This window comes from Nocardiopsis sp. NPDC055879, assembly GCF_053615935.1.
In genome coordinates, this window is the sequence record NZ_JBSHCT010000007.1 from 84,885 (window position 1) to 97,199 (window position 12,315).

Annotated in this window: 7 protein-coding genes; 1 reads left to right on the top strand and 6 read right to left on the bottom strand. The window is 71.2% G+C overall.

The window, feature by feature from the left end:
* Positions 1–14: 14 nt before the first annotated feature.
* The 6 genes from ACWGKS_RS10030 to ACWGKS_RS10055 all read right to left on the bottom strand — a co-directional run bounded on the left by ACWGKS_RS10030 (position 15) and on the right by ACWGKS_RS10055 (position 11,169).
* Complete coding sequence (locus tag ACWGKS_RS10030) at positions 15–1,064, bottom strand: DUF3068 domain-containing protein (protein ID WP_358503214.1); 1,050 nt, start codon at positions 1,062–1,064, stop codon at positions 15–17.
* Positions 1,061–5,539 carry an alpha-(1->3)-arabinofuranosyltransferase gene (locus tag ACWGKS_RS10035; protein ID WP_452522357.1) on the bottom strand — a complete coding sequence of 1,493 codons (4,479 nt, stop codon included), beginning with the start codon at positions 5,537–5,539 and terminating at the stop codon, positions 1,061–1,063. Before ACWGKS_RS10035 ends, ACWGKS_RS10030 begins: the two co-directional genes overlap by 4 nt.
* Complete coding sequence (locus ACWGKS_RS10040) at positions 5,536–6,873, bottom strand: glycosyltransferase family 4 protein (protein WP_452522359.1); 1,338 nt, start codon at positions 6,871–6,873, stop codon at positions 5,536–5,538. Before ACWGKS_RS10040 ends, ACWGKS_RS10035 begins: the two co-directional genes overlap by 4 nt.
* 248 nt (positions 6,874–7,121) lie before the next feature.
* On the bottom strand, positions 7,122–7,262 hold the full coding sequence (locus tag ACWGKS_RS10045) for a hypothetical protein (RefSeq protein WP_017542507.1): 141 nt from the start codon (positions 7,260–7,262) through the stop codon (positions 7,122–7,124).
* A gap of 272 nt (positions 7,263–7,534) precedes the next feature.
* Positions 7,535–9,334 carry a hypothetical protein gene (locus ACWGKS_RS10050; RefSeq protein WP_358503223.1) on the bottom strand — a complete coding sequence of 600 codons (1,800 nt, stop codon included), beginning with the start codon at positions 9,332–9,334 and terminating at the stop codon, positions 7,535–7,537.
* A complete protein-coding gene (locus ACWGKS_RS10055) occupies positions 9,334–11,169 on the bottom strand; it encodes an SGNH/GDSL hydrolase family protein (protein ID WP_452522362.1) in 1,836 nt (611 codons plus the stop codon). The genes ACWGKS_RS10050 and ACWGKS_RS10055 overlap by 1 nt, the downstream gene beginning before the upstream one ends.
* A 233-nt stretch (positions 11,170–11,402) precedes the next feature.
* Between ACWGKS_RS10055 and ACWGKS_RS10060 the strand changes: the two genes are divergently transcribed.
* On the top strand, positions 11,403–12,308 hold the full coding sequence (locus tag ACWGKS_RS10060; protein WP_358503229.1) for a hypothetical protein: 906 nt from the start codon (positions 11,403–11,405) through the stop codon (positions 12,306–12,308).
* The last annotated feature ends 7 nt before the right edge of the window (positions 12,309–12,315 follow it).

Below are 12,315 nucleotides of genomic sequence, written 5' to 3' on the forward strand. Positions count from 1 at the left end.
CCCGCCCGCGTGGCTCAGGCCCTCCCGGTCGGGTCGGGCGCGGCCACGCTCTCGATCACCGTGCCCTCTCCGGGATCGTTCGGCTCGTCCTCGGGTCGGGAGCGCAGCGCCTGGACCAGACCGGCGAGGATCGCGACCACGCCGAGCGGTCCCAGGGTCCAGGGGACCCACACGTCCAGCCCGCGCAGGATCAGCGAGCGGACCCGGGCCTGTTCGGCCAACGAGGACACCTGTCCCTCGGCGAGGACGAACTCGGCCTCCAACAACGAGACCTCCCCCGAACCGTTCTGCGGGCGCAGGGTCTCGGTACGTTCCTCGGTCATGTGGACGACCTTGCCGGTGATCGGCTCCACCCAGAAGGTCCGTTCGAACTCCAGCCAACGGGTGGCCGTCACAGTCCCCGCCGAGTCCCCGAACAGGGCCGCGGGCACGTCGCGGGCCGATTCGGGCACCTGGGTCTCGGACAGTTCCTGGACGTAGCGACGCACCGCCAGGCCGGCGACCTCGTCGTTCTCCTCGAAGACGACCGCGGGGGCGGCCCGCACCTCGGCGTCGTAGAAGGAGTGGTCGCCCTCGGGCACCCCGGCGGGCCAGTCCAGGATCAACCCGGCCTGGCGGACGGCACGATCTCCATCGACGTGCTCACCGCAACAGTTCACCGCGCGCCCGGTCTCCCGGTCCACGATGACGCGACGGCTCCAGTGGTCGATGACCTGGTCGGAGTCGGTCGTGTCGACGGTCATCTCCCAGGCCGACCAGTCCGACCCGTGGGCGGTGCCCTCGATCCGGGTGGTCCGGTCCAGGTCGGCGCCCTCCTGCCGAGTCCAGGTGGCGGTGTCCAGGTAGGTGGCGCCGGGGGCGTCCATCCGCAGCTGCCGGGTGACGTCCCCGGGCATGAGGGCGACCCGGTCCTGCACGTAGAACGGCAGCAGCAGCGCCATGGTCACCAGGAAGGCCCCCACCGCCACCAAGAGGGTGCCCTTGGGCAGGCGTCGGCCGGGTTCGGGGAGCAGTGGGGCGGGGCGCACTTGCGGCGCACGCCCCATCTGGGAGAACACGCTCACCTGTGGGCCTCCTCGACGTCGTGCGCGGGCCTGGCCCCGTCGGGTCCGGACCCATCACCGCCGGGGGCGCCCCGACCATCGCCGGATCCACCGCCCGGTCCGCCGTCCTCGTCCGGAGCCGTGGGCCCCTCGAAGGGTGGTGCGTCCGTAGGCCCGGACACGGCGTCCTCCGCCGACGGGGTGTCGGCGGGCGGCGGTTCCGTCGCCTCCCCGCGCTGGCCCAACGCCAGGACCAGACGGGCCATCGCGGGCAGACACAGAGCCTGCGGCACCCAGCCGCGCAGCGCGGTACCGAACGTCTCGGTGATGTCGTGGAAGGGCATGTACACGGACAGGTAGGTCCCGACCGCGGTCGTCAGGCCGGCCAGGGCCAGCGACACCGTGACCACCCAGGGTCCGGCCAGGTGCGGCAGCGCCCGGCCGCCCATCGAGGGCCTTCCGGGTTTGGCGTGGCGCAGGCGTTTGGGCGCCCGCCTGGCCAGCCACCAGATGACCAGCAGGATGGCGCCGACCACGGCCGCGCCGGCCCAACCGGCGATCCACACCCCGTAGGCCAACCCGAGCGGCAGGACCACCGGACGCGGCAGCCAACCGGGGCCGGCGGTGGGCAGGGCACGGCCGCCACGCGGCGGTTCGGTGGCCGAGCGCCGGCCACCGGGCAGCAGGCGGCGCGGCCACAGGGCCAACAGCACCAACAGTCCGGCGAGCGCGCCGCCGATGGCCAGGACCCGGTGGTAGACGGCGTCGGGGGTGTATTCGAGCGTGACCGTGCCCGCGGTGCCCTCGGGCAGCACCCAGGCCTGCTTCCACCCCTCCAGGCGCACCGGTTCCAGCGGCCCGTCGACGCCCTCGACCCGGGCCTCCCAGCCCTCGTTGAAGTTCTCGTTGACCACCAGCAGGCTGTCCTCGTCGACCGACACGTCGAAGCTGCGCTCGCCGGGTCCCCAGGAGTGCAGGGTGTCGACCTCCGCCGTGGTGACCTCGGGTGCGGGCGCGTCGGCCAGGTCGGCGGTCTCCACCAGGGCCGAACGGACCTGGTAGCGGTTGCCGGGATCGACCACGACCCGGTTCTCGCCCTCGATGAGGTCGAGGTCGGTGCAGGTCTCGTAGCTCAGCGGACGTCCGGTGAGCTGGTCGCCGAGGGTGCCCTCGCTGATCCGGGTCTCCACGCGCCGATCGTTGACCCTCAGGTTCGGGCCCAGGCCGCAGGTGGTGGAGGCGTCGATGTCGGCGTCGGGGATCGGCTCGACCGGTGCCACGCCGGGCAGGTCGATGGTGCCGATCTCCAGGGCCTGACCCTCGGGGCGTTCGAAGGTGACCTTCAGCGAGGAAGCCGTGAGTTCGGCGAAGTCCACGCGCCCACTGCCGTCCAGCCAACCCTCTCGGACGGTGTCGCCACCCTCGACGGTGACCTTGATCGGACGCATCACGGTGTCGGCCCGGGGGAACTCGACCTTCATGTGGTCCAGGGTGGTCCGACTGCCGAGGTCGATGTCGAGCGAGGGCCGCTTCTCCTCGGGGTCCGGATACCAGACGGTGCTCTCGTCGTCGTCCAGCGCTCCCCTGCCCATGGCGGCGGGGTGCTGTACCGCGGTGGAGGAGCCGGTGACGCGGGGGTATCCGCCGGCCCGGTTGGCGGCGTTCTCCGCCTCCCGGGGGTCGGTGAGGACCACTTCGCCGGAGATGCGGTGCGGGGAACCCGCCGACTCCTCCGCCAGGGTGAACGTGCGGTCCAGCCGGTCGGCGTCCTCTCCGCTCACCTCCAGGTCGGGGTTGCACACCCACGTGTGCGAACCCTCCATGCAGCCCGGAGCGGTACCGGTGGAGCCGGTGAAGAGCAGCGTCCCCGCCTCGGACGGACCGGGAACGTCCAGGGTGCGCGAGGTCTCCAGACCCGGGATCGAGATGGAACTGATCCCCACCCGGGTGCCGAAACGGTACTCGGGTTCCCAGGCGAGTTCGTCGATCCGGATCCGCAGGCTGGTGGTCTCCCCCGGCGGGGCGTTGAGCTCCTGGGGTTCGTCCGTCTCCGCGACGGCCACCTCGGACTCCCCGTTGTCGGTGATGAGGCCGACCCGGGAGGGCGGCGGTTCGCCGGGCAGTTGTTCGAAGGCGACGTTCAGCCCGTCGAGGTTGCGGGGCTCGGTGAACTCGACCTCCAACCACTGGCCCAGGGAACCCTCGAAGGCGCTGGAACGCCAGGCGGTGCCGAGGTCGTCGTCGAGGGCGGCGTGCGGCGCGTGGCCCGGGTCGCGGTCACCGGGGCGGGCCTCGACCCCCGCCTCGGAGGTGGACGCGGTGACCTCGGCGATGCCGATGTCGCGGGCGTGGGCGACGTACTCCTCCCAGGCCGGTTCCATGACGTCCGGGGCCGGTACGTCGCGCTCGTACTCCTGGTCCTCGGTCATGGTGGCCGAGAAGTTGCGGCGCACGTCGGAGTAGACGACCTCACGGCGGCGCACCGTGTCGGTGACGATCGTGTTCTCACCGTCGATGGCGTCGGCGCCGGGGTCGTCGCCGAGCAGGATCGGGCGGTCGTCGTCGACCAGACCCTGTTCGGCCAGGTGCAGGACGGACTCGGGACCACCGGTGACGCGCAGCGTGTCGGCGGAGGGCACGGTCCCGACCCGGGGAGCGGCGTCCTCCACCTCGTAGACGGTCAGCGACGGGTAGGGCTGGTCGAACCACTGGGACGCGGAACGGTGGTCGAGGGAACCGATGACCGGGCCGAACTCGGCGGCCTCGGTGATGCCGGGCGAGTTCTGGAGGGTCTGGTGGACGCGGGCCGGCCAGCCGCCGTTGTTGCCCACGCGCTGAAGGTCGTTCCGGACGAGGAGGTGGGTGACCCCGAGCCGGGCGAAGGTGTCGGACAGTCCCTGGGATCCCCGCCCGGAGGAGACCCTCTGGTCGATCTCGTGGGTGATGCGGGAGGCCCCGGACGAACCCCACGGGATGATCTGGTGGTTGGTCCACGCCCCCGACAGCAACGGCTGCATGGGTTCGTCGAGGGGACGCCCCCACTCGTACTCGCCGCGGGCGGAGCCGGGCAGCGCCATGGTCATGCCGCGTTCGTCGGAGCGCTCCTCCAGCCAGTCGACCGCCTCGTACCAGTAGTCGGGGATCTCCTCGAAGCCGCCCTTGGGCGCGATGCCGACCGTGGCGATGGGCACGAGCGTGACCAGGAAGACCGCGGCGGAGCCGCCCGCGACGGCACGGCGCACCTTCGCCGAGACCACCACGCCCGAGCGGTCGGCCCGGTCCCGGGCGACCACGACGGGCAGGTGGGCCAGCCCCAGGACGATGGGCAGCCGGATGAGCGCGTCGAACTTGTGGACGTTGCGGAACGGGGAGAGCGCGCCGTCGAACAGTTCCCGCATGGACGCGGCGAAGGGGCCGGTGAGGTCACCCGTGTAGCCGGCGACCACGATGGCCGTGCCGACCAGGAGGCTGCTGATGAGGAAGAGGCGCTCGGGGGTACGCCGGTTGATGAGTCCGGCCAGACCGAGCCCGGCGACCAGCGCGGTGACCGCCACCAGCCATGGGGTGAGCGAGAGCTCCGCCCCCGAGGGCAGGGCCGTGTTGCCCATGTCGGGCAGGAAACCCATCCAGTTCGAGGTGCCGCGCAGAGCGTTGAACAGCGAGGTGATGCCGGTGGTAACGCCGGCGTCCTCGGTGTAGGGCATGAACGAGTACACGTACCGCGACATGATGAGCAGCGGCACGATGTACCAGAACGAGGCCAGGACCAGGCCGAACGCCCACCACAGGATCAGCCGCCACTTGCGCCGGCCGTTGGCGCGGGTCAACAGGTACAGGCCTGGAACGACGAGGACGGCCAGTTCGGAGGCGGCGTTGGTACCGCCGCACATGAGGAACGCCAGCCCCGACAGCAACGCCATGCGCGCCGGTGGGTATCGGCGTTCGGCCCCCAGGATGAGCGGCAACAGGATCCACGGCATGAGCAGCATGGGCTGCAGCTCGGCCGAGTTGTACGACAACAGCGTGAGCACCCGCGGCGCCAGCGCGTAGGCGATGCCGGCGATGATGCGGGTGTTGACGGTCCCGAGCCCCAAGGCCTCGGCGACCTTGTAGGTGCCGAGGAACGCCGCGATGAGCAGCACCGCCATCCACGAGCGCTGGATGAGCCACTCGGGCATGCCGAGCACCTCGAACAGCAGGTGGAAGGGGCCGTTGGGGAAGAAGTACCCGAAGGCCTGGTTCTGGAGCTGCCCGAAGTAGGAGGCGTCCCACAGGTGCAGGGCGCGCTCCATGAACCCCAAGGGGTTGATCGTCAGGTCGATCTTGGTGTCGCTGACGATCCGGCCGGGGTCGATGCTCGCCGCCAGCGCGCCCAGGAGCACACACACCGCGAGGACCTTGAGGCGCGCCAGCAGCCTCTGGTCCAACCCGCCGGGGGCGGACGGTGTCGTGGAATCCTCCGGTTCGCGCCTGGCGGTGGATTCCGCCGAAGTCACATCTTCGCTTTCTTGCCTGCTGCCGGGTCAGGGGGTGTCAAGGGGGAATCGATACCGAGTTCCGCGGCGACGAGGCGGGTCATCCGCGCGCCGCTCGCGTCCCAGGTGAACCGGGACGCCCAGGCGCGACAGGCGCGGCGGACCTCCTCGGCGCGCCGGGGGTCGGACAGTTCCTTCAGGGCCCGTGAGACGACGTCCTCCAGGGTCTCGCCCTCTCGGACGAGCCATCCGGTTTCTCCGTCACGGACCGAATCGCGCAATCCGTCCACATCGTAGGCCACCGTGGGCACTCCGAGCCGTGCTGCCTCGACGACCGTCAGGCCCCATCCCTCGAACTCGGAGGCGGTGACGTGCAGGTGGCAGGACGACAGGACGGCTTCCTTGTCCTCTTCGGAGAGGAATCCGTGCAGGTCGACCCGGTCCCGCAGATCGTCGCGCCCGATCTGTTCGGCGAGGTGTTCCCCCTCGGGGCCGCGGCCGATGATGTGCACGCTCAACCCGGGGTGGTCGTCGGCCAGCGAGCGGGCCAGGTCGACCACGCGGGACACCCGCTTTTGCACCACCAGGCGACCGAGGCTGACCAGGGCGGGAGCGGTGCCGGGCTCGGGCGCGGGGGGCAGGGGGGCCGGGGCGGGCCCGCCGTTGTGGACGACCTCGATGGGCGCACGCCAGGTGAGCTTGTCGCGCATGGCGGCCCGGGAGGACTCCGAGACGGTGACGGTGGTGCAGTTCCGGTAGACCCGGGAGGCGACGGTGGACTCCACGAAGCGCCCGAACCAGGCCAGTGGCGCCGAGAAGTAGGCGTTGAACTGCAGGTCGTGGACGTGGTGCACGACGCTGACGACCTTCGTGCTCCGGCGCAGGACCAGCCGGGACAGGAAGGGGATGCCGTTCATGCAGTCGAAGGCCAGGTGGTACTCGCGCCGCCACAGGGCGAGCCAGGCCATCACGCGCGGGTAGACGGTGAACTTGCCGCCCATGCGGCGGATGACGATGCCGTCCTTGGTCTCGACCCGGGCCTGGTGGGGTTCGCGGCTGGTCAGGAAGGTGACGATGGCGCCACGTTCGGCCAGGTGGCGGCTGATCCGCCAGGCGTACTCCTCGGCGCCACCGGCGGTGGACTGCCAGGGGTCGCGCCAGTTGATCATGACGATCCGGACACCGTCGAGACGGGGACCGAGGTCGATGGGGGTCGGGGGGCCGTCGGTCGCGACCGGTTCGGCGGTCGCGGACCCTTCGGCCTCCGCCGGTGCGGGGGCGGGGATGGTGGTCGGACCCGTGGTGACCGTGACGACTCCGGGCTCCACCCGGCGGGGGACCTTCTGGAAGACCACACGCTCTCCTTCCGCGCGGTGCCCGACCCGGGCCTGCCTACGCCGAGCGAGCGAGATATCGCTCTGAGCGAACACTCGGGGGCGGGGAGTGCTGCTGAACAGGCCCAAGGACCGGACGTCAGTGGGGTGGGGCGACCATCGTGATCGCGAGGGGACGGCGGTGTGTCGGGTTCGGATCACCGGGGACCGGGGGCGTGGGGCGCCCCGCAGGTTGCGAGGCGCCCGCCGGACCTCGCGAACCCGAAGACCTAGCGGTCGCCGTAGTTGTAGAGGGTTTCGTTCACCGGTTCAGCGGTCGCGGTCGACTCGGTGGCGAGGTTGGTGGCCACCACGGTGGCACCTCCCGCCAGAGCCGCGCCGATCACGCAGGCGGCGATTACCTTGATCACTTGAGGATCTCCTTCCGCACGCTCCGAACCGTTCTGGCCCGGGGCGCTGGAAACCGAGACTAGAACCTGATCTAGCTACAGACCAGATGGTTGCCCCAACTGTAACTAACCCTCCGGTAACTTCCAACCCCGAAATGTGCACTTTGCACGCATCCATATGCTGGTCAGGGGCGGCCGAGTGGCCTGGATCACCTGGTGAGAACGGGATCGACGATGAAACCAGAACCCGTTTCAAAGTGACCGAAAAAGCGGCCCCGGCCCTCGCGGGACGGTCAGGCCCCGACCGCGGCCCCCTCGACCGGATCACCATGGCGGGGTTCTCTCCGGGCGACCGTGAACACCGCCCAGACGATGGTTCCCAGGCTGGTCAGAGCGCCGGCGACGACCGGAACGGACACACTCTCCGGTGTCGCCTCGACGTACTCGTCGTCGACCTCGAACAGGGCCATGTCGCCCCCCTCCACCACGGGGGACAGCCCATCGGTGTCGGAGAGGTCGTGGTCGACCGGAGCGGACACCGCCACGTACCGAACGCCCATCGACCCCAGGAGTTCGGGGAGTTCGGCGGGTTCGATCCGCGGCATAGCGGTCTCGGGGTCGAGGTCGAGTGATTCGGCGGCCTGCCGCGCCCGCAGGTCCTCCCCCGTCACCACCACGGTCCCACCGTCCGGAGTTCCGACCCTCAGGTCGTCGTTCCAGAGCGTGCGCCGATCGAACAGTCTGGTGGCCGGGTCCAACACCACCACCGGTTCCCCGGACCAGTCCGGTCCCCGGTAGGCGCTCCAGGGCAGCACCAGGACCGCGCCGGGGCTTTCGTCGGCGGCCACCGCGGCCTGTGCCCCACGCCAGGCCGGTGGGTACTCCACGGGCGCGAGCCCGCCGCCGGCACCCCACAACAGCCCGGGGAGCACCACCACCGGCGACAACCCCAGGACCACCACGGTCACCATCCGACCCATGCCGGGCACCGGCGGCCCTTCGACCGGTGTCGTCTCGGGCAGGGCTCGGAGCACCCACAGGACGATCGCGCCCAGCCCCAGGGACTGCAACAGGGCCAGCGGCGCGACGTACAGCTGCCCGTCGCGCAGCGGCCCGAAGCCGGGCCACAGGTCGATCAGCGCGGCCAGGGGCCCCGGGGCGAGCACACCCGCCAGGGCGATCAACAGGCCCAACGCCGCCGACACCGACAACCCCACCGCCACGACCGGACGCGCCCGTCGCCACCACCAGACCCAGCCGATGAGCGCGACCGTCACCACCAGGACCCTGAGAGCGGCCGTGACGGGCTCTCCGTATCCGGGAGGCACCGCCCCCGCGTTCCACACCCCGCCGAGCAGCAGGAGCGAACCGAACGCGCCGAACGGGGTGTCGGAGCGGGCCGCGAAGGCCGCCACTCCGGCCGGGTCGGTGGCGGCGCCGCTGAGGAGCGAGGGCACCAGCCAGGGCGACGACAGCAGGATCAGCGCCAGGATCAGCAGGCCCGCGTCCCGCCACCGGCGCAGCGAGGTCGGACCGGCGGTCAACGCGCTCAGCAGCACCGAGGAGAACCCACCGATCGCGGCGGGCACCAGGGCGCACACCATCCCGGCGAGACCTCGGGTGGGCCCAAGCGAGGTCATACGGACCACCCCCGCCAGGACCCAGGGCAACCCCGCGTATCCCAGCAGGACCGCCCACTGCCCCAACAGCAGACGCTCGGCCACGAACGGGTTCCACACGTAGGCGATTCCGGCGACCGCACCCGCGGCCAGGCCGGCCATGGGGACCGCCCCCTTCCCGTACACCAGGCCGGTGAGCAGCCGGAACGCGCCGGCCACTCCCAGGACGAACACCGCGGCCAGCACCAGGCTCTGCACCACATGGCCCGGCAGGACCGTGGACAGTGCCGCGACCACCGCGTCACTCGGGATCGCCCGGGGGAACCCGTCCGCGCCGGTGAGCACGGCCCGCAGGGACAGATCGGGCACGAAGACCATGTCGTATCGCAGGACATGGCCGGGCCCCAGCGCGGGCCCCAGGGCCAGGAACGCCACCAGCGCCCCCAGGCCCCAGTGCGCCCGGCGAAGGGCCATCAGTGGTCCACCAACGGAAGGCTCGCGGAGTAACCGCCCTCCACGTAGTCACGATAGGAACGCACCACGACCTCGTAGGGGCCCGACACCGTGACCCGCCACCGAGCCCGGTCCCCCGTCGAACCGAGCGTGCGCCAGCCCTCGCCGTCCCGCGGCCCGCGGTCGTCTCGCGGCGAACAGGTGGAACCCGGCGCGGGCGGCGGGCTCGACGGCGGCGGCGTGGGCGCGGGGGCCGGTTCCGGCTCGGGGCGCGGGGTGGGCGGTGGTTCGGAGGGGCTGGGCCGCGGTGGGTCCGGTTCCCCTCCCCCGACGTTCTGGTCGTCGTCGATGGTCGTGGTGGTGTCCCCGGCCACGGGCGGGGTGTCGCGGGAACGCCGGAAGGAGTCCCCCGGGGTGCACTCCAGGAGACGGACCCACACCTCGTAGTGGCTCGCGTCCTCGACCTCGTCCCAGACGAGCAGTGCCCCGTCGTCCCGCAGTCCCAGTCCGCTCGGGCCCGGCGGCGGGTCGTCGTCCCAGACCAGCCGGAGCGGTTCGGACTCCACTCCCTCGTCGCGGCCCTTGACGGGTCGCACGACGAACTCGTAGCGGGCACCGCTCAACAGCGACTCGACGGTGACGGAGCCTCGCTCGTCGTCGACGTCCACGTCGAAGGGGAGCACGAAGGGGTCGTCCGGGGCGGGTTCGATCCGGCGCTGCACCACGCGGTAGTCGGTGGCTCCGGGAACGTTCTCCCAGGACAGCAGGAGACCGTCGTCGGTTTCCTCGTACTCGGGTTCGGGCGCGGTCAGCGGCCCGGTGGACAGGTCCGGGAAGGGCCGGGGGAACTCGCCGCCCACACCCAGGGGCCTGGCCAGCGCGTCGGCGAAGGCCGCCGCGATCTTGAGTTCACCGCGAACGTTGGGGTGGGTGGCGTCCCAGTTGTCGAAGGCGGGGGTGTAGTCCCGGGCGGTCTGGGCGACCACCACGGGCGACTCGGCCGAGGTCAGCTGTTGGGCGAGGTCGACCAGGCCCATGTTGAACCGTTCGATCTCCCGGTTGACCCGGCCGTCGTCGTCGGTGCCCTCCACCTCGGGCAGTTCGCCGACCACGAAGCGGGCTTCACCGAGCACCACCCGCACGGTGGAGACGATCTCGGCGATGCCGTCCAGCGCGTGATCGGCCTCCCCTCCGTTGAGGATGTCCTCGGTCCCGGCCAGGAGAAGCAGGTAGTGGGGGTCGTACTCCGCGGCGACGCCGGCGACGTCGGTGGCGAGTTCCTGGGCTGTGGCGTCCCAACGGGCGGCGTGGTCGGTGTCGAAGTCGGGGTCGGCGTAGTCGTGGGCGCCGAAGTCCTCGTCGGCGAGGGAGTAGAGGTCGTCGTCGGGTCCGACCAGGTCGAAGTCGATCTCCTGGTCGGACAGGTGGGACCACAGGTGATAGCGCCAGGTGTGGTCCCCGCTGCTGCCCTGGGTCGCGGAGTCGCCGATCGGCATGATCCGCAGCTCCCCGTCGGGCGGGCCGGGCACGGCGACCGGTTCCTCGGCCCGCTCGTCGCCCTCCGCTCCGAGGCCGCCCGAACCGGTCTGCAGGAGCAACATGGTGACGGCCATGGCGGCGAGCATGACGCCGAGCAGCCCCAACGGGCCGGGTTCGAAGCGCGAACCTCCGCGCTCCCACAGGCCGCGGAATCGGCTCGTCGACGGGCCGGGGCGCAGGAGGTCTCGCCAGGTGGATCCACGCCAATACTCGCGGCTCGTCCACGTGGGAAGCCGGTCTCGCCAAGCGCTCGGGCGAGAACTCTCCGTCTCGCTCCCGGATGCCCGGCCCCGGGGGGTCCCGGGTGTCTCGGTCACGTCCTCTTCCTGGGGGGTGTCGTCGTCGCCCGGGTCCTGCACCGTGCCCCATCTCTCGCCGCGGCGCTTAGCGGTAGTTACAGGTTCCTATTCGACCCACGAGTGACATCCACCCTGCTGAGACAGGACCTCAGGCGTCACTCGCCAGACAAGACTAGAACTGGTTATATGGAGGCCGTCAACCTTCGGGCCCGTCTGGGTCACGGAGCGCCGAGCCGAAAGGCCTCCTCCTCGTGATCGGACTCCTGGTCGCGCTGTTCTCAGCGGTGGTCTACACGATCGGACTGACCGTGGAGCAGCGTGCGTTGCACGGCTCCGAGTCGATCTCGATCAACCGTCCGCTTCACCTCGCCAGGGTACTGCTGGGTAATCCGAAATGGGTTCTCGGTTGTGTGTTCGCCGCCCTGGGGAGCGTCGGCCTGATCGTCTCCCTCGGTCTGGCTCCGGTGTCGGTCTCCCAGCCCGCCTTCGCCGCCGGTGTGGCCACGACGCTGCTGGTCATCACACTGGTGCGCGGTGAGCGGATCACCCGAGGCGAGTACGTCGCGCTCGGCGTGATGCCGGTGGCCCTGGGCCTGCTGAGCCTGTCCACGGTGGACGGCGCGGAGACCGGGACGACCGCGGACACGCCCCTGTTGGTCGTGGTCAGCGTGGGCACCGTGTTGGCCTGCGTGGCCGTCATGAGCGTGGTCGGGGGACGAGGGAAGTACATCTCGGCCGCCGCCATGGGCGCCGCGGCCGGCCTCGCCCAGGGCAGCGCGGGGCTCCAGGGGAAGGGCCTCGGCGGCCTCCTCGCCGACCACGGGCTGTGGGCCGCGATCGGCCCCGCCCTGTTGTCGCCCTACCCGTACCTGTACGCGCTGGGCTGGGCCGTGGGCATCGTGCTCTTCCAGACCTCCCTGCAGCGCTCCCGGGCCTCCATCACCGCCCCGGTCGCCAACGTGGTGGGCAACGTGTTCACCGTGGTGGCGGGCACGCTCCTGTTCGGGGAGAGCCTGCCCGAGGACCCGCTCACCATGGCCCTGCGGGTGGGCGGGTTCGCCCTGACCCTGGTCGTGGTGGTGTTGGTGCGCGGCAACGTCGCCCAGGCGGAGGCCGACACCAGCCGGTTGCGCGGCGAGTCCACCCCCAACGCGTGAGGACGGT